27 protein-coding genes are annotated in these 22,151 nt (G+C 55.5%); 1 reads left to right on the forward strand and 26 read right to left on the reverse strand.

Translation table 11 applies throughout. The annotated features are described in order from the left end of the window. Window positions 1-157 precede the first annotated feature (157 nt). Complete coding sequence (locus AC6UAL_RS08180) at window positions 158-400, reverse strand: hypothetical protein (RefSeq protein WP_500682888.1); 243 nt, start codon at window positions 398-400, stop codon at window positions 158-160. Window positions 401-508: 108 nt separating this feature from the next. Here AC6UAL_RS08180 and AC6UAL_RS08185 point away from each other — a divergent pair, with 108 nt between their 5' ends. Beyond that, window positions 509-697, forward strand: a complete 189-nt coding sequence (locus AC6UAL_RS08185) for a hypothetical protein (protein WP_500682889.1) — start codon at window positions 509-511, stop codon at window positions 695-697. A gap of 224 nt (window positions 698-921) precedes the next feature. Here AC6UAL_RS08185 and AC6UAL_RS08190 read toward each other — a convergent pair whose 3' ends face one another. The 25 genes from AC6UAL_RS08190 to AC6UAL_RS08310 form a co-directional block, all read right to left on the reverse strand. Continuing rightward, a complete protein-coding gene (locus AC6UAL_RS08190; protein WP_500682890.1) occupies window positions 922-1,494 on the reverse strand; it encodes an ankyrin repeat domain-containing protein in 573 nt (190 codons plus the stop codon). 139 nt (window positions 1,495-1,633) lie between these two features. Next, complete coding sequence (locus AC6UAL_RS08195) at window positions 1,634-2,302, reverse strand: hypothetical protein (RefSeq protein ID WP_500682891.1); 669 nt, start codon at window positions 2,300-2,302, stop codon at window positions 1,634-1,636. A gap of 35 nt (window positions 2,303-2,337) precedes the next feature. Beyond that, window positions 2,338-3,018 carry a hypothetical protein gene (locus tag AC6UAL_RS08200; protein ID WP_500682892.1) on the reverse strand — a complete coding sequence of 227 codons (681 nt, stop codon included), beginning with the start codon at window positions 3,016-3,018 and terminating at the stop codon, window positions 2,338-2,340. Window positions 3,019-3,207: 189 nt separating this feature from the next. Continuing rightward, window positions 3,208-3,678 (reverse strand): hypothetical protein, encoded by a 471-nt coding sequence (locus AC6UAL_RS08205; protein WP_500682893.1) that lies wholly within the window; start codon window positions 3,676-3,678, stop codon window positions 3,208-3,210. Between the two features lie 196 nt (window positions 3,679-3,874). Then, the gene (locus tag AC6UAL_RS08210) at window positions 3,875-4,558 is read right to left on the reverse strand and encodes an ankyrin repeat domain-containing protein (RefSeq protein ID WP_500682894.1); all 684 of its coding nucleotides are present in this window, start codon (window positions 4,556-4,558) and stop codon (window positions 3,875-3,877) included. Window positions 4,559-4,565: 7 nt separating this feature from the next. Further along, window positions 4,566-4,850 (reverse strand): hypothetical protein, encoded by a 285-nt coding sequence (locus AC6UAL_RS08215; RefSeq protein WP_500682895.1) that lies wholly within the window; start codon window positions 4,848-4,850, stop codon window positions 4,566-4,568. Window positions 4,851-4,922: 72 nt separating this feature from the next. Continuing rightward, window positions 4,923-5,222, reverse strand: coding sequence for a hypothetical protein (locus tag AC6UAL_RS08220; protein WP_500682896.1), 300 nt, complete (start codon window positions 5,220-5,222; stop codon window positions 4,923-4,925). A gap of 382 nt (window positions 5,223-5,604) precedes the next feature. Further along, window positions 5,605-6,111 (reverse strand): hypothetical protein, encoded by a 507-nt coding sequence (locus AC6UAL_RS08225; protein WP_500682897.1) that lies wholly within the window; start codon window positions 6,109-6,111, stop codon window positions 5,605-5,607. A gap of 467 nt (window positions 6,112-6,578) precedes the next feature. Further along, window positions 6,579-7,034, reverse strand: coding sequence for a hypothetical protein (locus AC6UAL_RS08230; protein WP_500682898.1), 456 nt, complete (start codon window positions 7,032-7,034; stop codon window positions 6,579-6,581). Between the two features lie 594 nt (window positions 7,035-7,628). Beyond that, window positions 7,629-10,445, reverse strand: a complete 2,817-nt coding sequence (locus AC6UAL_RS08235; RefSeq protein ID WP_500682899.1) for an autotransporter outer membrane beta-barrel domain-containing protein — start codon at window positions 10,443-10,445, stop codon at window positions 7,629-7,631. A 556-nt stretch (window positions 10,446-11,001) separates the two neighbouring features. Continuing rightward, the gene (locus tag AC6UAL_RS08240) at window positions 11,002-11,841 is read right to left on the reverse strand and encodes a tetratricopeptide repeat protein (RefSeq protein WP_500682900.1); all 840 of its coding nucleotides are present in this window, start codon (window positions 11,839-11,841) and stop codon (window positions 11,002-11,004) included. Between the two features lie 8 nt (window positions 11,842-11,849). Continuing rightward, the gene (locus AC6UAL_RS08245) at window positions 11,850-12,182 is read right to left on the reverse strand and encodes a hypothetical protein (RefSeq protein WP_500682901.1); all 333 of its coding nucleotides are present in this window, start codon (window positions 12,180-12,182) and stop codon (window positions 11,850-11,852) included. A 344-nt stretch (window positions 12,183-12,526) separates the two neighbouring features. Continuing rightward, window positions 12,527-13,111 (reverse strand): hypothetical protein, encoded by a 585-nt coding sequence (locus AC6UAL_RS08250; RefSeq protein ID WP_500682902.1) that lies wholly within the window; start codon window positions 13,109-13,111, stop codon window positions 12,527-12,529. A 164-nt stretch (window positions 13,112-13,275) separates the two neighbouring features. After that, a complete protein-coding gene (locus tag AC6UAL_RS08255) occupies window positions 13,276-13,620 on the reverse strand; it encodes an immunoglobulin domain-containing protein (RefSeq protein WP_500682903.1) in 345 nt (114 codons plus the stop codon). A 647-nt stretch (window positions 13,621-14,267) separates the two neighbouring features. Further along, window positions 14,268-14,600, reverse strand: a complete 333-nt coding sequence (locus AC6UAL_RS08260) for a hypothetical protein (protein ID WP_500682904.1) — start codon at window positions 14,598-14,600, stop codon at window positions 14,268-14,270. Between the two features lie 8 nt (window positions 14,601-14,608). Further along, complete coding sequence (locus tag AC6UAL_RS08265; protein WP_500682905.1) at window positions 14,609-14,902, reverse strand: hypothetical protein; 294 nt, start codon at window positions 14,900-14,902, stop codon at window positions 14,609-14,611. A gap of 38 nt (window positions 14,903-14,940) precedes the next feature. Next, a complete protein-coding gene (locus AC6UAL_RS08270) occupies window positions 14,941-15,069 on the reverse strand; it encodes a hypothetical protein (RefSeq protein ID WP_500682906.1) in 129 nt (42 codons plus the stop codon). A 222-nt stretch (window positions 15,070-15,291) separates the two neighbouring features. After that, window positions 15,292-16,446, reverse strand: a complete 1,155-nt coding sequence (locus AC6UAL_RS08275; RefSeq protein WP_500682907.1) for an ankyrin repeat domain-containing protein — start codon at window positions 16,444-16,446, stop codon at window positions 15,292-15,294. A 95-nt stretch (window positions 16,447-16,541) separates the two neighbouring features. After that, window positions 16,542-17,579: an ankyrin repeat domain-containing protein gene (locus AC6UAL_RS08280; RefSeq protein ID WP_500682908.1), complete on the reverse strand. Its 1,038-nt coding sequence runs from the start codon at window positions 17,577-17,579 to the stop codon at window positions 16,542-16,544. Further along, window positions 17,576-18,097, reverse strand: coding sequence for a hypothetical protein (locus AC6UAL_RS08285; RefSeq protein WP_500682909.1), 522 nt, complete (start codon window positions 18,095-18,097; stop codon window positions 17,576-17,578). The genes AC6UAL_RS08280 and AC6UAL_RS08285 overlap by 4 nt, the downstream gene beginning before the upstream one ends. A 408-nt stretch (window positions 18,098-18,505) precedes the next feature. Then, window positions 18,506-18,763, reverse strand: coding sequence for a hypothetical protein (locus AC6UAL_RS08290; protein ID WP_500682910.1), 258 nt, complete (start codon window positions 18,761-18,763; stop codon window positions 18,506-18,508). 453 nt (window positions 18,764-19,216) lie between these two features. Continuing rightward, entirely contained in the window at window positions 19,217-19,396 is a 180-nt protein-coding gene (locus tag AC6UAL_RS08295; protein WP_500682911.1) for a hypothetical protein, read from the reverse strand. A gap of 396 nt (window positions 19,397-19,792) precedes the next feature. After that, entirely contained in the window at window positions 19,793-20,227 is a 435-nt protein-coding gene (locus AC6UAL_RS08300) for a hypothetical protein (RefSeq protein ID WP_500682912.1), read from the reverse strand. A gap of 468 nt (window positions 20,228-20,695) precedes the next feature. Then, window positions 20,696-21,106: a hypothetical protein gene (locus AC6UAL_RS08305; protein ID WP_500682913.1), complete on the reverse strand. Its 411-nt coding sequence runs from the start codon at window positions 21,104-21,106 to the stop codon at window positions 20,696-20,698. Window positions 21,107-21,167: 61 nt separating this feature from the next. Beyond that, window positions 21,168-22,151: RHS repeat domain-containing protein (locus tag AC6UAL_RS08310; protein ID WP_500682914.1), on the reverse strand; the 984-nt coding region annotated here is incomplete at its 5' end.

Consider the following 22,151-nt stretch of genomic DNA (forward strand, 5'->3'; position numbering starts at 1 on the left):
CGCGTGCTCGTGGAGTGCAGCGGTGGCTCACTCGGTGGTCTGATATGCGGTTTCCACACACTTTGCGCTTGACCCAACTATAATGCAAGAAACGCAGAGAAAAGCAGTAGAACGTGGCCTAATCATAGGGTTATGATACCAAATAGCAATGATTATGTCAATTTTTTTCATTGTCATCCAATTGAGCGCATTGCGTCAAAATAAAACGCACCGAAGGAGCTCTCGGGAGAGAAACGCCGCAACGGCATTTGAAGCTTGCTTCAAATGAAAAGTCACCATCATGATGACATGCCCGTTTATGAGAGGAGAAGAGAAAAAGCACTTCGTTGTCGGCTGTCGGAAGCGGTATGGGGGAGAAACGCAGCAGGAAAGCCAAGAGCGACATCATGGATGATTTCATGCGTTACGTTGGTATAAGTCGAGAAAGCACGTTATCCGAGTGCTTAACCATGCGCCCGAGAAGAGAAGATGCAAACCCCGCGGACGTCGCAAAATTCTCACTCCTCCCATGCTCGAGTTGCTCCGTGAAATCCCGGCCATGCAGGGTTATCCCCGCGCCAAACTCCTCAAAGCAAGCCTGTCGGACCGGCTTGGAGCTTGGAAAAATCACAACTCTATCTCTCCGGATGACGAAAGGCTCGAGCTCCTTGGCGTCTCAGCCTCTACGCTCGAGCCTTTCGGTGCGTTTTCTTTTTGACGCAATACGGAGCCCGTAGTGCTCTCTTCTCTGCTCGTGGACCCGAAGACGCTCCGACGGAAGGCAAATGCCCACCGCCGAGCTTCCGGCGGTGGGCATGGCCGGGTCAGTTGTCGCAGGATGTCAAGCCGCCCGGTGAGAGGCCCCGCAGGGCGCTGCCGCTCTTGGTCTTCAGCAAGACCCCGCTTTCCTCGCACTGTCCCCCGTGAACCTTTCAACGCAGTTCACATGCCGTCATCCTGAGGTGGCTCGCAAGTGCTCTCTGCTTGCTTTAATATTTGGTACGCTTCCGGATGATGACATCTGAGTGCCACATCAGCAGGGGTCTCGTCTCCTCCATCCTCGGCTCCCAAACTCGGGTTTCCATCATTGCAACGGACCTTAGGGTTGGCTCCGTTCTGCAAAAGCAATACAATCAACTCTTTGTTTCCCAGTTCAGCAGCCTCGTGTAAAGGTGTATAACCTATCAGGTAAGTGCAGCTATTCACATCTGCTCCTTCGCTGATAAGCTTTCTCACCACTCGAATTAACCCCTGGCTCGTGGCTCTGCATATGGCATTTGAGCCCCAGGAATCAATATGATGAATGTCTGATCCGGCTTCGATTAACCGGATGGCCTCGTCTTCATTGCCTTCTTCTATGGCCTCCAACAGGGGCGTGCGGCCTGTATACGGGCAGACATAATATATATCCTCTTTATTCGAGCATCTTGTCACGGCATATCCGCCTATCACGGCGCCGCCCAACAAGATACAAGCGCTTACGATGATGGTTTTCCTGTTGAAATGTATATGCATAGTAAAATGTATGTTTCGAGAGGTTGACTTTTCCTCTTCGGCGGAAAAGCGCAACTTCCAGATTTCGGACTGTTTCGTGACGACGCATACAATGAGCTTGAGGCGCTCGATGCTACAGCTCGATGATGGAGCCCGTCGCTTATCGCAGGTTGAGGATATAGGAAAGATACAGCGCAAAAATGCCCCAATAAACAGCCACAGCCGGCACGAATACCGCAACCCCTCGCCAGCCCTCCCGCACACTTCTCCAAAGAGACAGCAGATAGACAGCACTGCCGAAGCGCAGGCAGCAGACATAGCGCAGCAGACAGTCCAGCCCCATCACCACCAGAGGGAAGACCTGGACGGACAGGGGAAGCTCATAGGAGCCGAACTCGGCATCATGGAGACTTCGCAGCTCCACCGTCGTGCCGCCGTAACTCGTGAACTGCATGCCCAGAGCAAGCAGATCCGCCCCCAGGCAGAGAAGGCCCAGAATCAGCAGTCCATACTTCGACAACGGGAGCAGCCGCCGCAAGATCGACAGCAGAATCAGCAAGGCATAGACCCGGAGCAGCATCATCCCCAGACTGTAGAGCATATCAACCGCGCGGGGAATCTCTAAGCCGAATTTGGGATGCAGAATATCGAGAACGGCCCTCAGAAAGATGAGGCTCAACACCAACTCGATGAGGGACAGCAAAGCCACCATCAGGAACTTCAAAGCCGCCGGCAAGATGTTCGGCAACCTTTTCAGGAAGCCTGTATGCGAGCAGCCGCCGCAAGTGCCGTCCTGGGCTGCGTCCGGGGCAGGAGAAGAGGTATTCATATGCGTGGTATCAAGATGAGAGTTCATCAGCTCATTTACGGTTCCGTCGGCTCCTCGCCTTCCTTGTAGACCGAGAGGCGATACTCCCACTGCCTGTGTAGACCGGTCACAGGCTCCACGTACCCGCCGCGGAACAGATACGTACCGAAGGGCAGAACGATGATGGCCGGGGTGGTCGAGTGGTCAGGAACAGTCACACGGAGGTAGGGTTCAAAGTCCGACTCCTGCAAGTGCCGGGGATCCAGCCCGTCCTTCGCCTTGAGAATCTCCTGATCTCTACCCACCAAACGGGCCCAGTTATTCTCCCGAAGCTCGATTTCCCCGCCGACGACGTACACCCCGGCCGGCGGGAGAAAGCCCATACAATGCCTGAGCTGCCCCTGTTTCAAGACCCATTCTCCGCAACACGCGCGGTAGAGGAATTTCCAATCCCACTTGCCGAGAAGTTTCATCGCGATCGGGGTGTCCTGAGCGGCATAGATCCATTCGGCGTATGCCGTGTTTGCATCGACAGTCCAATACCACCTGAGCCACGGCGCGATCTGATGTTCACGGTAATAGTCATCCAGGCTGTAGGACATTTTAGCAACGTACCGATCCTCCGCATCGTAGAGGCGCACAATGTAGCGATCCCGGGAAAATTGGTACCAGCATACGGCTCCCAGAAGCACTATCAGCCCCCCGGCGAGCAGCAGGAATGTTTTGAGTCGTGACATAAAATTATTTCTTCTTAACATAAAAGCTATCCATTCGAATGCACTTGCCGTTCCAGTAATCGGCACGCGGCGATCGAAATACTTCATCCTCCTTTACACCTATGCTATAAGGATAAGAAGTCGCTTCTTCGCATATCGTCGTGCCGCGGCAAGGCATGTCGGCTTCATTCTTCCCAATCGGGGCGTAATCTACCCGACCACCTCCCATCCGCCGGGTTGTAATGACGGTAGTTGTAGTAGACCGGGCCGAGCTCGCTGTCGTTGTATTCGCTGCTCCACCGGATGGGGTGACTCGCTGCCGCTCCATCGGTAGCTCGCCCCTTCGGGGCAAACGCTGCGCGTTTGTCCAATCGCCCTTACCGCCTGCTGACGCAGGCGCCCCATGCGGGGTTGCCTCGCCGCCACCCCATTGCGCCCTCGCCCCTGCGGGGCAAACGCTGCGCGTTTGTCCAATCCCCCTACAAGTCTTCGGGGGCTTTGTCGGGCGCTTTCACTGCGGTCGTTGTGCGTGAAGGTGTCGTTCTTCACGCTGCCCCGGCGGGCGGTGCTGCTGATGGTGCGCTCGGCGAGGTCGGTGTGCGTGGTGACGAAGCTATCCGCGACCCGAGCGGTTGCCGCGAGGGTGGAGGTGGGGATGGTTTCGCTGTGCAGTCGGGCCATGGTGTTATCGTTAGTATAAGCGACAACCTACGTGCTTGTCAAGCCGCTGTCTTTTGTTTCCTCGGCATCGCCGTCCGCCTAGCTTCGTCCCCCCCCTATAGCCGCAGAGCATTGTTACTCCTCGCGTCGCATATACTGCGAACCCTCTGGTGACGCCTGTCCATCGGAGCAGACGGCACCGGAGTCGCCCGTCGCGTCAGTCATCGTGGCCGGGATGAAGATCGGCGCTCAAAATGGCAAAGGGTGGGCAGGGAAACTCTTTCAGATTGTGCACGTTGTAGCGAAGAACGTACCAACACTCATGGTGCCCCATGTTTTCTGCCATCTCAATAGCCGTATACTTCTTCCATGAAAAAGGATACAGCGGCCCGCAGGCCTTCAATTTGGGATTAGCGCCCAAGGACAACAAGAGTGCAACCATCTCGGGTTGATTCGACTGCACGGCCACGTGCAAGGCGGTTCGCTTCGGACGGGGATCGTGGATGAAATCCCATGTCCTTTCTTCCACATTGACATCAAAGCCGTGATTGACGAGATACCTGACCTGTTCCTCATCGCCGCCGACAACACTCAGAAGAAGCAGGGACGGATTCGGGAATCCGTTAACGTCTCTCAAATCGCCGCGTTTGATCATGTACCGCACATAATCTCGACACTCTTCGCGATATTTCTTGTCCTGTAACCTCTCCGTTTTTACGGGCAGCGCGGTGGGATTCAACCTTCGACACCAACCGGACTCTGCGTCCCCTACCAGAAGCGCCGGCATGGGATTCCCCTGAGAATCCCTAAACTCCGCGGGGATCGCTTTCTGCTCCGTCTGGCACGAGGGTACACACAGAAACAGGCTCAGCGGAATGAGCAATAATCTTGTTTTCATCATCTTGTTTTTATTTAAACTCAGTGAATCTCAATTTCATGATCACGGAAAATAAAAGAAAAGTCTGAAATATCAAAGCTATCACCATATAGGCCAGATAACGCAAAACTGCATCGGAAATAGCGTTAATCTGCCCATCAAAAAAATGAAGCATCTCTGTCCGGCTGCCATGTTCAATATGCTCCGGGATAAATGTCAAAACCGTAGGCAAACTCATCACTAATAAAAAGATGATCGAAATCAATATCATGATCAATGCGACGGTTCCCAATAAAAGAATAAAACGGATCTTCATAAATTTTATGTTGTGCATATTGTCATCCCGGCTAAGCCATAACCAAAAAAACATGTACAAAGTCCTATAGCATCATTCTCCCCTTGCCGTCCATCTCCCGTCCGCCGGGTTGTAATGGCGGTCGTTGTCGTAGACCGGGCCGAGCTCGGTATCGTTGTATTCACTGCTCCACCGGATGGAGGGACTCGCTGCCGCCCCATCGCCAGCTCGCCCCTGCGGGGCAAACGCTGCGCCTTTGTCCAATCCCCCTACAAGCCTTCGGGGGCTTTGACTCGGAGCCATGAGGCGGCGCAGGGCGGCAACGGCACGCCCGATCCGAGCGGGGTGCGGCGGATGAGTCAAGGGCTGGGGGGCTGAGGGCAGTCGGCTCACGGGCTGCCGGTATCATACGCGCCGGCGGGGCGGCTTGTCAAGCGGCTTTCGTTAGCGCGTACAGGATTCGGGGGAAAGTCGCTCTTCGCTCACCCTTATGCCCGTGCACCCGAAGGCGCTCCTCAGGACGATGCCGCGCTCTTGGTCTTACTCTCCGGTGCCGGCATGGGGCCGCTTTCTTCGCGTGCCGCGGTTTGAATCTGTAGGCGCACAGCTTGAGCCGCGTGTCAAAATGCTACGCACAGAGACATGCGGAGGGGCGGGTGGAATTTTGTGCAACATGATACCTCTTCGTCGCCGAGTGTGTGCCCACACCCTGAGTCTGTCCCGCAGACATATCCTCGAGACGACGGGGATGCAATGGCAGATTAAATATTCTGAATCAGTTGATCATACCGTCGATACACATGTTCCAGGGATCTGAATCCAATTCATGCACCGAGAATGATACCACCAAGGAATCGAGCGATAACCCCACTTGGAAGTACCAGTAACCATTGACGAAGCGGTCCAGCGCGTCGCAGAAACAAGCCCAATCATGAGGAGATAAATCGAGCTCGATGCTGTTGCCCCAGCGTGACCACTTCGGCTCTTCCGCCTGCCGGACGGTTAATTTCTCCATTCGGACGGTATCTTCCTTGTACGCTCGGTTATAATAAAACAAATACCTTTCCTTGAGTTTGGCAAAAAAGGACCACACATCTGGCCCCAGCGAGTCCTTGGCGGTGATGCACAGAGGGCCCTTGATGCCGATGTGCCTCGGGCGTTCCCCGTTGCCCTTTACGTATCGCTTCTGCTTTTCCATGTCCTGCTTCAGCTGAGCGCAGGTATTCATGCTCAAACTGATATTGAGCTCGTTTTTGTTTTTGAGAAAGAATATGCAATCCATGGTGTTTAGTCTCAGAAATAGGGTGACTCGGGCGCACCCCATTGCGCCCTCGCCCCTGCGGGCAAACGCTGCGCGTTTGTCCAATCGCCCTACAAGCCTTCGGGGGCTTTGACTCGGAGCCGCGAGGCGGCGCAGGGCGGCAACGGCACGCCCGATCCGAGCGGGGTGCGGCGGATGAGTCAAGGGCAGGGGGGCTGTGTGCAGTCGGTTCACGGGGCTGCCGGTATCATACGCGTCGGCAGGGCGGCTTGTCAAGCGGCTTTCGTTAGCGCGTGCAGGATTCGGGGGAAAGTCGCTCTTCGCTCACCCTTATGCCCGTGCACTCGAAGGCGCTCCTCAGGACGATGCCGCTCATAACTCTCCGGCGCCGGCATGGCGCCGCTTTCTTCGCGTGTCGCGGTAGGGAGCCGGAGGCGCGCAGCTTGGGCCGCGCGTCAAGAGGCTACGTGCATACAGTCACCGTGTTGCTACGGAAGACGCTTTTCCGGATCCTCGTTTCGGTACTCCCTTTCGATCTTGATCACAAAAGGCTCGGATTGCAACTGCCCGTCATCCGAGCGTAAGATCACCCGATACTCTCCGGGAGAAGCGTGCACCGCAACGAAGCAGAGGTGAACTCGTTCCGACGAGCCGGGAGCCAGAAGGATGGAGCCCGGCAACGTGCCACTGATCGGGAAGCGGCTCAAATGCAGTTTTTCTCCGGCATCGGGTGAAATGATGCTGTACGAATACTGAGCAAAAGACCCGACATTGCACTCTCTGATGCTGATTGGCTGATCTGATTCATTGCGGATGGAGGCCTCGATATAGACGTATCCCTCCTGTGACACCTCACAATGGGTCACATCCAAAGTCGGAGCAGAAAAGGCCGGGGCGCATAAGGCAAATAGAGTATGGCATGCGATATATCTTTTAATGTTCATTTTAGTAGTTCGAGTTGATGGTATCTTATAAGCCGGCACCCCTTTTTCGACTCACCGGAAGGCGTTTTTTACCCCCGCGCACGGGTGGGCGCGTGACTGTCTTGTATCATGCCGGACGATGCAGTGCAAGCCCTTTATTGAGGGAAGTTGGAGCGTAGGAGCGCAGCGGCGAGTGCCGCTCCGCAGCGTAAAAGACCCTCAAGAAATGGGGCTCGAGGGCCATACCTGCGGCCTCTGTGTACATCCGTGGGCTTTGATGGTTCTGCGTTGCATGCGCTCGCTGGCCGCGTTGCCGTCGAGCCGATGAGAATACCCTCTTCGAGCATCCTGGCCTGCCGGCTCTCCGAGGTATATCGGCTCCCTTGGTCTATGTTGAATATCTGAGGCCTGCGCCCCTTGTCAACGCCTCGCAACATCAAAGCCGACATGGGCGACATGAGGAAGGCGGCTGCGTGCTCTAACTATGGGCAAAAAACGAACCGGAAAAGCCTTCAGAACCCGCTCTGTTCCCGAAGTGGCGTCAATCCGCTCCGAGCTGCCGTCTATCTCCCCCATCGGGTGCCCCCTGATGAAGGAGATAGACGGACACTAAGCTCAGAAAGCGATCCTCACACCGACATTCACGCTCCACGGAGTTGACACGTAGTCACCCTCCTCACGTTCAAATTCGCCGTAGAAACGGACGCGTCGGTTGAGCTGCCAGTCGGCACCCACACCGTAATAAGCGCGCAGACCGCGCACGTCATCACGGAAAGGCCGGCCGTTCACCGAGACCTTGCGATCGCCGAGGAATTCGTAATTCACACCCGCCTTGACATAGGGCTGAAGGAAACGATCACGTCCCATATCCCAGCGTTTGCCCAAGACGAGCCCCACGCGGCCTAGCAATGCGTTCATATCCCCCTGCCGGACGACCATGCCATTGGAGGTGACGTAATCCGCACCTTGAATCCTGTAGTAAGCGAGCTGTCCCTGAGTCTCGAGAAAGGTCTGATGGCTCAGGCGGAACATTCTGCCGACCTCCTGGCTTATACCTACGGTATTTAAATCATAGGAGGCCGTCACGGGTGTGCCGTCACTCATGGCTGCGGATAAGCTTTGGTCGCTCCAATCCCATGAGAGAACCGTATCAGTGTACCAGCCCTTGTCGTCATACCAAGAGGCATAGGCTGCTACGCCATAGCTATCGACATCTCCCGCACTGCGCTGAGCACCGCACAGGCTTTGATTGGCTGAGCTATACTGCAAACGGCCGCCGATGAGCACGTAGTGAGAAGCATCCTGTGCAAAGAGACGATCGTAGCCGACTTCCGTGCCGAAGAAATCCTGCTCAAATTCGCCGCCGGCCATGCCGACTAATTCATTGCGTCCGGCAAAGGTCCGACACCAGAGCCCGTTGTAGAGGATCTCGTTCTCCGCAGCGGGTTTACCGCTAACGCCATACTGGGCCATGACTGCAGCAACCGGATCGCGTCTCACTTCTCCTATACGCTCACGTATGCTGGACAAGCGAGCCGTCATCATGGCATAGGAGGAGATCGTACCCGAAATGCCCAGTACGGCCTCAGCCGTCGGGGTCAGTTCTTCGTTCTGACGCACCAGGTACCATTCCGTTGCTGCTCCATCCGTGCGGCTCTGCAAACCATATTTGTAAACACCGGCATCCACGGCAGTTCCCACGAGACTGAATGTAGCCGCACCCTGCTCTTGGCGCACCAAGTAGGTATTCATAAAGTTTCGTGTAGGCTCTGCTCCCGTGTGACTCACGGCAAGCTGATGGTTGCCCGCAGCTTCGCCCAGCACGTGCAGTTGGTCTGCCTGATCAGCAGCAATATCCGCTTGCATGCGGAAGATGCCGTTCTCTCCGCTCAATGTATCGGCAGTGAGCGTGCGAGGAACAAAAGCCCCGGAATCGGTCTGTTGATCTCGACCGTAGGTCATGTTCACCTCGGCATTCTCGGCCACTTGAAGATTGGAAACCAAAGAGCTTGTCGTCATATTCCACCGCGCCCCGTTTCGGAAGTTCAGATCTACCCGACACCCCTCACCGGCCAACTCGCAGACTCCGGTGAAACTGCTCTGAGCGTTGAGCAAATTGACCGTTACGGTTCCGCTCGGATTCAAGTCACCTTCCTCCCATTCGTCCACTCCGGGACTCCCTTCAACGGGGTGAACGGCTGCAGCCTGAGTCTTGCCGACAACAATGTCTCCGGTCAGCTGCACCAGAGCATTCGGATCCTCTGATGAATTAACCGTGATGGTTGAGTCTGACATCGCATTGAGAACAACCGCTGCTTCCGACACCATTCCTTTCTGATAATCAAGCAAGCTTCCGTAGCGCGCCAACGCTCCGATCTCATACTCCTTACTCTGCGCTTTCGATACATACTTCACATCACCTTGGAACGTGGCATTGGAGTAAAAGACATACGTACCAATGGCCTCAGTCCCGGCAACTTGAGTTGCATCCGTGGTAATCTCGGCCGTGTTGAATGTTGCACCTGCCGTGTTAAAGAGAAAAATACCGTAATTCGAAACGCGTTCGGGAAATTTTTGATACTGCCCCCGATCCGTGTACTCTGTCGCTCCGGATGCATCAATCTTGGTATGGCCGGTAACGGTGATGCTATCTTCTCCGTCGGCATTTTTCCTGTAATCACGCAAAATAATGCCGATGGCATTATTGCCGCCTTGCACCGTAATATCCAGATTATCGAAGCTCAGCCTCGCATCTTCCTGCCCGTAATTGTAGCTGTATGCCTGATCGCTGTAAAAATTGCTGATACCCCAAGTGTAGTACGCCGCATCCTTGACTACGATCTTGGTACCGCCCGTCACCGTGAGTTTCGCCTGATCATATGCGTAAATACCTATCGATCGGTTACCATTGAGCATCGTAATATCCAATCCGCCGCGCAAATAGGAATCGGAGTCTGCGCCCATCGCTTCGAAGCCCTTCTGAGAGTCCAGCCCGTAGTCCTCCCGATCACCCTCAGGCGGATACTCGTCTGTGTGGATATAGTTGTCTACGGTAATTGTGGTTTTTCCTTTCACGTCAATGGAACCGCCTCCATTCAGCTCTATGCCGCGTCGCTCCTGCTCTATCTTGCTTCCCGGCCAATCCGCCGGTCTCACCGTAATGTCGACGTCTCCGTCAACGGACAGGAAGGATGATCTCCACACCAGGATGCCCGTCCCCCAATCCCAGGGGCGTTCAAAATTATCCGTCGGGCAATTCTGGTTTCTCGTGTCTCCCGTCCGGTCAATAAAGATGTGAGCGGAGCCCAATGAGCGATGCTCGCCATCCTTAACATAAATGTTACCATTGGTCAAATTGACGTCCTGAGCTTCTGCCGAATCGTTCATTCCGCAGGCTGCTAACAAAGCGAGAACTGTATACTTGATCTTCATAGGTTAAATGATTAAAAGGACATAGGTCCGATGAAGGAACTCTATCAGATAAAGAATGCGTCGTCAAGATAAAAGAGGCACATCAATCAAAAAATCGTTAGTTTTACCTTAACCCAAATCTTATCTTGCACATGTGTCAGGGGAATTTTCGGCTCGAGGCGGAGCGAACAATGAGTGTTTGAATTCAGGTTTATTGATATTCATTTCTCATCCGGTGTTTTATAACAAGCGGAAATGTCTTAAGCTTAAACCGGCACCGCATTGCGTCAAAATAATACGCACCGTAGGAGCTTTCGGCGGTGGGCATGGATGGGTCAGTTGGCGCAGGACTCAAGCCGCCCGGAAGAGCGCTTTCTCCTCCGGTTGCTCGCATGCCAGCAGCGTTAGCCCAACCACTCCCGGCGCACATGCCCGCAGCATCTTCCCAAACGAGAGGATGAGACGGTGCTCGCCCTTCGCTTCATATCCGCATGGCATGATCTTCTGCTGCATCCGTAGACTCTTAGTCAGTTGGGTAGTCGATGAAAGAACCCCGAAGCCGCCCGCGTTCTCGAGACTATTTTTGCTGTTCGGCGGGGGAGCGCAGCTTTTTGATTTGTTCGGTCGCCTGATGAATCCCTTGCTGCTCGGCCTGTTGCAACCAGTGCAACGCTTGTTCCTTATCGGGAGGGCCGTCAATGCCGGCCGCATAGAGGACGCCCAAGTTGTACTGAGCCTCGGGCATTCCTTGTTCTGCTGCCATACGGTACCACTGAGCGGCCAGCTTCGGGGATTTCTCCTCCATCACCAGTCCCTTTTCATAGATCTGCCCCAGCTGATACTGAGCTTGCGCATTTCCTGCCTCTGCCTCGGGAATGAGCTGTTCCGGACTCGCCGAACAGCGCTCAATCAAGGCATAGCTTTCTCCGCCGATGAGTTCCAGCCCTTTCACATTGTAGATACTGCCGTAGTCCGGCGCGAAAAAGCATTTCGTCCAATAGCTGCGCACCTCGTTCGGCGCGACGGATCTGCCGCCCTTGTCCTTCAGACGACTCAGTGCCCACTCGACCGGATACTGAACCTGAATTGTCTCTTCCCCAAGCTCTGCCGCTCGCAGATCCGGGAAGCCGGAGACGATGAGAGAGTGCCGCTGCTCTTTCGGGTACTCCGGGTCGACGATGGTGAACCGCACGCGCGCCACCTCGTCGTGGATCTTGACGGGCCCCTCCGTGTTGGTGTGGTCCTCAAACACTTCGTAGATGACTCGGGCATTCGGGTAATTTTTCCCGATGTCTGCCAAAAGTTTGTCTCGGCACTCGGAGAGGGGAAAGGACTTCTGTTCCGTGCGCTCGCCGCAGGCGGTCAGGGTCACGGAACTGATGGCGATCAGGGCTGCTGCTTGATAGATATGTCGCATGGTGTCGCTCAGGGGTGAGTTTCTATGACGCGGAGAATCTTGAGCTTCTGCCGTCTCCGGCTGTCGACTGCGTGAAACGGGCTTTGGGGCCGATTCCGGACGGAGGAACGCACCGCCGCCCTCTTGGCGGCTCGCCCCTGCTGGGCATATGCTGCGTCTTTGTCCCATCCCCCTCCGCGCCTTCGGTGGCCTTGGGCGGCCTTGCCGTTGGCGGCGTAGGCTCGGGTGAGGGATTCGGTAATGCCCTGATGATCGGCCTGCGCGGTGCCGAAGCCCTCCGCGACCCAAGCGGCGGGCGCGAGGATGGAGCCGGGGATGCTTTCGCTGTGCAGGCGGGTCATGGTGTTATCGTTAGTATAAGCGACGCGCTCCGCGCATGTCAAGACGCCGTCTTTTGTTTTCACGTCATCGGGAGGGAGCCCGCAGATCTCCGCTCCTTTGCCCGTGCACCGTGCGGCGCTCCGCCGGAAGTCAAAGACCCGCCGCCGAAAGCTCGGCGGCGGGCAGAGTATGAACGGGTTGGTGCAGGATGCCAATCTGCCTGCGACGAACCAACAGGTCTGACCATGCCCCATTCTCCATTTGGATGGCTGTGCTCGGTTATATTACACACTCATCCGGATCTTTAAACATGGAGGACAACTCCGGTACTGTGTCCTAAATTGAGGAAGCTGCATACTTCGTATTATGCCCAGTCTTCATAATCGAAAGGACAATAAATCATCTGAATGGCAACAAGGCCCAATACAAGAGCCTTTTCCATCTCCTCATCGGCCTCAAACAAAGGAGGTATAATGCTTTTTTTTCGCGGTGGGCTTATGATTCCCAAGGTTATGAGCGACAGAAAACCTCGCAAAAAAGAGACTAGGGTGTGGTTTCCGGAAATATCTACATCAAACGGACGGTTTAGATTATCGAATACTCGCGCTTTCCGTACTAATCGGGAAGCTATGTATTTCGGAAGAGAGAAGTCGATGCGTCGGTTCTCCTTGTAGGATAGGCGTATCAGGGCATCGCTTAATTTGCAAATGCAATATTCATCCTCCTGAAAACGGATGAGACAAGTGAATCGCTCCGTCCGAACGATCCGGATTTCATCCTTGCCAATTCTTCCTTCACCTCTACCTGCCTTGAAATAGTAGGACAATTCACCTACTTCATCGCAGGTAGAAGCGACCTGTAATGATAGTATCCTTTTGTCTTCATTTGTATCCAATATCGCGGCTCCAAATCCCAGTGTTTTCCAGTCTATACGATTTTGATGATCCATCTTGTTCAAATATGATTACGGCAACAACTGAACCCGTGGCGTGCAAGACTCGTCCTGTCGTCATTCCAATCAATTTTCCCCAAAGGCAAGACTTCATGAATGGCTCTGACGGTCTGCCATTCCCGGCATTTCTGCCGGTATATGAGGACAAGTGTCAATATCCTTCACATGTTCGGCATGTTATCTTCAAGCCGTCCGGTGATGCCGTCCATTTCGATTTCATAATCACCCTTGAGTGCACGTTCTACTTCCTCCCACGAGCGTGTTTCAAAGTAATCCTCTGCATCAAAACAAAAAACAGTATATCCTCCGAGCGTACGCCTCCTAACCATAAAATCATGTTCACGCAAGGGGGAAGTGGACTCCACCCATACGAAGACATAAGAATAGCCCGGGAGGAAGCTGACGGTACTGCCCGGCGGAAGCTTTGAAGCGGCCTCTTCCTCGATCGTATTCAGCTGTCGCAACTTGGCTCGCAACTCCTCTCTTTTATTCGGCTTTGCAACCATAGGGTAGCGAACGCCCTCACTAGAACGCATGTAAAACTCGCAATCTGTTTCTTGCGTGCATAACTGTCCATCCTTTTTACAAGAACAACTCGAACATACGCATATGGGAATCAACAGCAATAGGCTTATGATAAAAGAACTGTAATATATTTTCATTTCCTTGCGACCTTTAATTCCTGTTTTGTTGTATACAAATTATTTAATAACCTTTTGTGCACGCCCCGCAGAGCCTATCAAACTCAGCGTTATACTTGCTATACGGCTCATTAGCATTTTTGGGAACTTTCAGGAAACTTTAACTGATCTCGGCCGCCGGGTTGTCGTGGCGGTCGTTGTCGTAAACGAGGCCGAGCTCGCTGCCGCCCCATCGGCAGCTCGCCCCTGCGGGGCAAACGCTGCGCATTTGTCCCATCTCCCTACAAGCCTTCGGGGGCTTTGACTCGGAGGCGCGTGGCGGCGCAGGTCGGCGACGGCACACCCCATCCGCGCGGGATGCGGCGGATGAGTCAAGGGCAGGGGGGCTGTGGGCTGTCGCTTCACGGGGCCGCTTGCATCATATGCGTCGGCAGGGCAGCTTATCATGCGACGCGCTCGTCTCCCGTATCTATCCATCAGTTGCAGCAACGCTCGCGTGGAAAGCTCTTGGATTATCCTATCATGAAGTACAAGGCGAGAAAGAACAAAACACTCAGAACTTCCACTACCGCAGAGAGCCGGGAAGAGATCGCCGGCGGGTCCGAAACCGTTTCCCCGCGTCTAAGTTGAGCCAGCCGTTGTCGGCGTTGCATTTCAGCCGCCTTCCACTTGTTGAAAAGGTGTACGGTTAAGAAACACAGTCCGATGGCAAGCCCCGCCGAGATCCAGGGTCTCAGGTATGACGGTAGCGCTTCGAGATGAGAGGCGAAAAAGGACGCACAACTCATCACCGCAGTCACAAAGGCTACATAAAACACGGCTTTGTAGAATATATGTACTTTCATATCTCTCATCAATAAAAGGATTGCAGATTTAGGTCGAATGCGAAGGTGATATTCCCCGCTTGCTTATCATAGCTTCGGGGGCTTGGGGTGGCGGTGCCCCATTCGGCGACCTTGCGGCTTCGGCGCTCGTATTGACAGCAGGCGGTTTTGCTCTGAGCGTTGGTGTCGGCGGAGGGCGCAGCATAGACGGAGGCAGTGTGCGTGGTCGCGGTGTTGCTGCAGCCGTCCGTGGCCGTCTGCGTGATGCCTGCGGCGGGCGCGAGATCGGAGGTGGGGATGGCTTTGCTGTACAGGCGAGTCATGCTGCTATCGTTAGTATAAGCGACGTCCTGCGTGCTTGTCAAGCCGACGGCTTTTGTTTCTCGTCATCGGGAGGGAGCCCGGCTCGGTTCTCTTCCTCCGGCTCGTACATCCGAAGAAGCTCCGCCGGAAGGCAGATGCCCACCGCCGAAAGCACGGCAGTGGGCATGGATGGGTCAGTTAGCGCAGGATGTCAAGCCGCTCGGCGAGATGATCCGCAGGACGATGCCGCTCCTAGTCTTACTCTCCGGCTCCGGCATGGGGCCGCTTGTTGCTTTCTTCGCGTGTCGCGGCAGGGGGCTGTAGGCGCGCAGCTTAGGAATCTTGTCATCAAAAAGACTAGTGCCGAGCTTCCTGTTTCCGTATGGCTGTCCATATGGCAGAAACATTGCTATCTCTTCCGCTCGGCCATGGCTTCGCGCAACAGCTTCGCGCATGATGCGGCGAGTTGGCGGGTGGCGCCGGGCAGGGCATCGTTTTCAGCCACGGCCTCCGCTAAATCCAACGGCGTCTTGCCGTCGACCGTTTTAGCGTCGGGATCGGCACCGGCGGAGAGGAGCAGGGGGATGAGGCCGAGGCGGCCGTTGTACGCCGCCACGTGCAGGGGCGTCCATTTTCTCTCATGCGCGGCATTGACGCGCGCGCCGTGCTGCAAGAGGAGTTTCGCCAGAGGCTCATTCCCCAGCCCCACCGCGACGAGCAGCGGGGTGATGCCGTCCCCGTCCCCGATGTTCGCGTCCGCACCCCGCTCCAGCAGCGCGCGCACAGCCTCGGGCCGCTCCTCATCCACGACCGTGTAGAGGGGCGTGACGCCGTCCTTATCGGTGGCGTTCACGCGGGCGCCCTTGGCGATGAGCAGACACATGACGTCGACGCTCGCGCTCTGTGCGGCGCGATGCAGCGGCGTGGCCCCAGCCCTGTCAACGGCGTTCACGCGGGCGCCCCGGTCGAGGAGCAGGCGCACGACGTCGCCCCTTCCGCCTTCCGTGGCCCAATCATATGCCGCGGCCTCATGCAGGGGCGTGGCCCCTGCCCTGTCAACGGCGTTCACGTGGGCGCCCCGGTCGATGAGCAGGCGCACGACGTCGGGGCTCGCGCTCCGGGCGGCGCGATGCAGCGGCGTACTCCCATCGCGGTAGACGGCGTTCACATCGGCCACGGAGCGAAGCAGAGCGTCCACTTCGGCAAGGGAGCTCTTGTTGGCGATGTTGCCGTATGCCTCGTCTTCTGCCTTCTGCTCCGCGGTGCGGGTGTCGGGCTCAGGCGCTGCGGCGGGCGCGGAGGCGAGCTGCAGAACGCGGTCCAGAGCGCGGGCGTAGCGATCGGGGCCGTCGAGCTCAATGGCATAGCCGCGGCTCCCGCCGTTGCGGGTGGCAAAGCCGTGCAGGATCAGGCCCTCGGAGGGGTCCTCCGCGCTGCTCGCCCAGCCGCAGGAGCTCAGCAGCAAGCCCGCCAGCAGGCAGGCGGCCAGCCGGCCGGCGCAAGGCAGGAGCCCGGTGCGCGAGCCGCGCCGCGGGAACATCGGTATGTTGTTGAAATATAACATGGTGAAGATTGAGAAGGAGAAATTGGCCGAAGGCGTCTATCGCAAGGCTTTGCTCCCGCCTTGCTGCGTGTATCAGCTGAGACGATTCGACATGCTCATTCATGAGTCGCCCGAGAAGGAGAGCCTGCCGCGCCTTGTTCGATGAGCAAGCGAGCGACCTCGGTTTTGCCTCGGCGGACAGCCAGATCCAACGGAGTCTCGCCTTGCCGATCTCTTGCATGCACATCGGCTCCATGCCGGAGGAGCACGCGGGCGACGTCGATGTTGCCGTAGTAGGCCGCCTCGTGCAGCGGGCTGCGTCCGTCCTCACTCCGGGCCTGCACCTCCGCGCCTTGTTCGATGAGCAAGCGGGCCGTGGCGGCTTCGCCCCAACTGAAGCCCGTCTCGTGCAGCGGCGTCAGGCCGACGTCGCTCTTGGCATTGACCTCTGCCCCCTTGGCGATGAGCAGGCGAGCGACCTCGGCGTTGCGAATCACGTGCAGGGGCGTCTTGCCGCGCTTGTCGCGCGCACGGACATCGGCGCCCTTGCTGATGAGCAGGCGGGCGATATCGGCATTCCAAGCCGTGTGCAGCGGTGTGCGGCCCTCCCGATCTGCCGCATTGACTCGCGCTCCCCGCTCGATGAGCAGGCGTGCCGGAGCGGCGCCGTTGGCCTGATGCAGCGGGGTTCTGCCGTTCTGATCCGCCGCATTCACGTCCGCCCCGTGCTCGATGAGCAGGCGGGCAACGTCGGCGCTCATGGCGGAATGGAGAGCGGTTCTGCCGGATTCCGTCTCGGCGCGGACATCGGCGCCCTTCTCGATGAGCAGGCGGGCGACGTCAGCATTTCGGGCGCGAAAGAGCGGCGTCTCGTCACAAGAGCTTCGGGCGTTCACGTCCGCCCCCCTCTCGATGAGCAGGCGAGCGAGGCCCGCGTCGCCTGCCCAAACCGCCAAGTGCAGCGGGGTGTAGTCGCGGTAGGCGTATGCTGCATTGACGTCCGCGCCTTCGTCGAGCAGCCGGCTCAACTGCTCGGAGTCACCGGCCGCCACGGCATAAAAGAGCCGTTGCTCGCGAACGGAGTCGCAGGATGGAAACAGGCTCGCGCCGAGCAAGCTAACACCCAGAAGAAGTGCAGTACGGGTCGGCTTCATCGGGCTGATGTGGGCTTGGGGTTCACGGTTTCTGCTCCGGGCCTTGCCGCATGGGACCGAGCCGGGGCTGCTAGCCGGACAAAATTCGGGGCTACGCGCAGTTGGAATTCTCGGTAAATGCTCTGCTCGTCTTCCATGCCGGAAGGCGGCCAAGGAAAAGCGGCTCCCTCCTCAAAGACGATTCCCGAATCGAGGGCTTTGAACGTGGCAAACAGTTGGCAGATCTTGCCCCCGTGGCACATCGGCACGACTCGGTAGGTCAATTTGGTCAATGCCAAACGGGTGCCTCGCGGCACATCCGGCTGTTCATCCATGGTCATGATATGAGTCTCACCCTGTGCGGTCGTGCGCGTGCGACAGTCGTACAGCGCCGCGTAGATCTGAGGCTCGCTCGGCAGGCTCACTTCCCTTCGCTCGGCATTTTGCTGCGCCTCCGACGTCTGCATGGGGATGCAACTGCTCAAGAAGCCTCCGATGCACAACGAGAAGCCGATCATTTTCAGGAGATGCGTTTTCATTCGTGTTTCAACTTCGTCAAAAAAGCCTCATCCTATGGCCGACATGAATACGATTCGGATGCGAAGCCGGCTGGGCCTGTGTCCCCTTGCTGGCAGCGAAAGCCGCGCAGACGGAGCCTGCTCGGAATAATGTCTTTGACCTTGCCGAGGGCGCTGTAGGCTCGGGTGCCGGATTCGGGGCGGCCCCGATGAGCGCTCTGCGCGGAGACGAAGCCATCCACGACCCGGGCGGTTGCCGCGAGGGTGGAGGTGGGGATGGTTTCGGTGTGCAGTCGAGCCATGGTGTTATCGTTAGTATAGGCGACGTCCTGCGTGCTTGTCAAGCCGCAGCCTTTTGTTTTCGCGACATCGGGAGGAAGCCCGCCGTGCTCCCCTTCTCTGCTCGTGCGATGGTGAATACCCATGAGGCTACGAGCGCGGGGGGGGCACGTTTGGGCTTGCAGGGGCGTCGGCATCCGGCAGGGGTTCTGCGCCGGCACTCCGGATGGCGGCTCGGTCTGCCGCCAGGGCTCCGGTGATGCTGCGCAGTTCTGCCGGGCTGATCTGCAGGGCGAAGGCGGCGGCTTTGCGGGCGACCTGCGTGGGGGTGTTGTAGACGGTGTCGAGGACTTCCTCGATCGGGGCTCCATGCACCCAGAGGAACTCTGCCAGAACGCGCATGTCCACCGCCGAGAGTTTTTTCTCTTTTCGGCGGTGGACAGGGGATTGGCCAGTTGGCGCAGGATTTCAAGCGACCCCAGCGAGATGCCCCGCAGGACGATGCCTCTCTTGGTCTTACTCTCCGGCGCCGGCATGGCTCGGTTGTTGCTTTCTTCGCGTGTCGCGGTATGAATCTGTATGCTCATACCTTGGGCCGCGTGTCAAAATGCGGCGCTCAGGGGCTTCGGAGGAAGTCGCCGCACGCGTGCTTGCTCGATCGCACCAAAAAGCGGCTGACCCGTCTCGGGCCAGCCGCTGTAGCGGGACGTCCGACTACACCTTGATTCTGCTTTGAGCCGTTGGTGCTTACTCAACCGTTGGGCTAAACCCTTTGGGAGCTTGTACATTTCTCCTTCAATGCATCTGGAACCTAGCGGCACCACGTTCGGCCACGGAGGGTGGTGCATCGAAGGCCGCAACTTAGGCCGGGATCCTAGTGTTGCCGCGGCCGTCCGTGGCGGTCTGCGTGATGCCCGTCGCGGTGTAGGCTCGGGTGAAGGTGCCGGTGATGCCCTGATGGTCGGTCTGCGTGGTGACGAAGCCATCCACGACTAGTGTAGTAGCCGTATAGTCAGACGTAGGAATAATGGAGCTTTGCACGCGAGCCGCGCTGTTCTCGCTGAGATAAGCGACAACCTGCGTGCTTGTCAAGCCGTGGTCTTTGGTTTTCGCGACATCGGGAGCCCTCAGGGCTCTCTTCTCTGCTCGTACATCCGAAGACACTCCGACGGAAGGCAAATGCCCACCGCCGAAAGTTCGGCGGTGGGCATGGATGGGTCAGTTGGCGCAGGATTTCAAGCCGCCCGGCGAGATGCCCCGCAGGACGATGCCGCTCTTACTCTCCGACGCCGGCATGGGGCCGCTTGTTGCTTTCTTCGCGTGTCGAGATATGCATCTGTATGCTCGCCTCGTGTCACAGAGCGATGAGCCGGATTACGGAAGGTTACGCAGGGAATAGCCATCCTCCTTTATTCGGCACTTGCCGCAACGCTGCCCTCACATCCTTCCGGACTCCGTCGTTTTAGCTTTGACAGGTTCACGCACGTAGTAGATCGTGATGGCCGCACATAAAGCTATAAGCAGCACAATATAGACGCACCACGCCACATAGGTGTACCCCTGATAGGTATCTTCCTGACCAGATCCAATATACTCCACACTCAGACCACCAGCTGTGAAATACAGTAAGGTAAGAGCATTGAACGTGTATTTGAAAACCCGAGGTAATTTATCATAGCCCGGTATATGGTACATCAAGATCAGGGGCATCGAGTAGATGAAGGTATAATAAAAATCGGCGCGGGTCTGTATGATCGTTCGATAACGCACATACAAATAGAGTGACACGACGTTACCACAAGCATAGGCGCCATAATACAAAATGGCAAGCATCTTGTCTCCGAGAGTCAATTCTAAGTTCCCCTGTTTCATCTGTTCCTATTAGTGGTATCTTTTGATGAGTTTTGACCCTTTCTCTGCGCATTTCGCGCTTTGTTTTAGTACTTTTTTCCCTGTTCCTTGATATCGCGTCACTTGGCTTTCTACATTATTGAGATTGCCCTTACTCAGAGAATCATACAAGTCTTTTTTTGCTTCTTGGTGTTCGTCGGCGTCCTCACCCAGTTTCTTCAAGCCCCCCCAGTGCGAACGCTATGCCTACAGCTGCAAGTATGCCAAACATACCTTGCACATCGTCCATAAATAACGGACTCATTACGCGGAGAAACCTGACGAAAATATAGATGTTGCAGTAGAAACTTTATCCTGACCTCTACACTACAATACGCTAAAAGTTCATCGTAGTTTTACTTTTTGAATTAGGGCACAGCGAACAAACGCAGTGCCCTAATTTTAGTCTTTAATGGTTCGAGCCAGTATGCATTAATGACATTGAAAAAATCATTCGTCAACTCCGGAATCTCTTCCAAAGTGTCTCGAATCCTCTACCTCATCAGGAGGTCTACTCTTCGTGATTGCTATTATATATTTTTCTGTAAGCGTCACAGCCATTTTTCTTGTAGTTCCTGTAGTAGTTCTTGTAGAAAGGAGAATCCCTAACTCATTAGTACGCTCATCGTATACGCAGGTGAGCAGTCCTGATGTTTGACCATGAAGCACAGTGCAGTTAGGTAGATGATTTATTAACTCATCTATTTCATCTTGAGACAAAATCCAGGTCTTGAATACTCCCTTTTCATCAAGAAGCAATACATCAACCCGAGTTGCAGCTGTAACGATCGTTTTATTAAGCTGTACTATTTTGTCATAGTTTGCCTCTCTATAAAAATCGGAACAGTATTCACTCTTCATGTTATAGCTGTTGCAGGATGAAAACAGGGCTAACATAAAAACGAAGGATCTAATGTCGACATTAACGGAAAGGATTGTACTTCTTCGGAACTTTTTCATATCCTTCTTTTGCAATTTCATATGCTCTCCTCCAATCATTGTTGCAATGGTAAAAATAAGCTGAATTTGCAGCGCTCCTTATCACGCATTCTCTCACGTTTGCTTCATGTCGGCAGTTCCCCCCCTCTAAGTAGGCAACTATTTCTCGATATACGGAAGCTCTACAAGAACCTAGTTTTTTTATTTCTTTGTTTCTATTGGTCCGGCAATTTTGAACAGCATGAATTAATTCGTGTTGAATAACACCGATAAAATGTTCAATACTTGTCATGCCACTGACATAGAATATCAGTCGTCCAGTTCGAAGATAATTCCCCTTACTGTCTTTATTCGGAGAAAAACTACCTAAAGTCCCACGACCCTTTGGGGGACAGGCAAAACAGAAGATAGGAGGTAGACCACAGGTCCTCTTCAATTCTTTGACAAGTTTGGTTATTTGACGGGATAGACGATGGCTGCCTGTTTCCACTTTAGCTTTAAGTCTATTGCAATCTTCTAACGTAACAGCCAGCCCAATTTTATCTGTATAAAGGCTAGGCAAATTATTTGCTAGTAAATATAAGTTCTTATTCTCGGTCTCCTGCATTTTATCTCGGCTTGACCATCTACCATCCGCCGGATTGTAGTGGCGGTAGTTGTAGTAGACCAGGCCGAGCTCAGTGTCGTTGTATTCACTGCTCCACTGGATGGGCTGGGTGACGTTGCCGTTGGCCGTCACGGAGCCGTAGGGCGTGTAGGTGTAGGCCGTCTTGATGTAACCGTCCGAGCCGAAGACCTCGCAGATGTTGACTCGGAGCCGCCTCACGGCTCCTCGCCCTTCGGGCAAATGCTGCGCATTTGTCCAATCCCCCTTACGGCCGTCGGGGGCTTTCTTCGTGAGATCCCAGCCGTAGGTGTACCAGGTGCCGTCCTTGCGGATGCCCAGCGGACGCGTGGCGACGGGTTG

It is taken from the genome of Candidatus Parakkermansia intestinigallinarum, assembly GCF_944389695.1.
In the GTDB taxonomy this organism is placed as follows: Bacteria; Verrucomicrobiota; Verrucomicrobiia; order Verrucomicrobiales; family Akkermansiaceae; genus Akkermansia; species Akkermansia intestinigallinarum.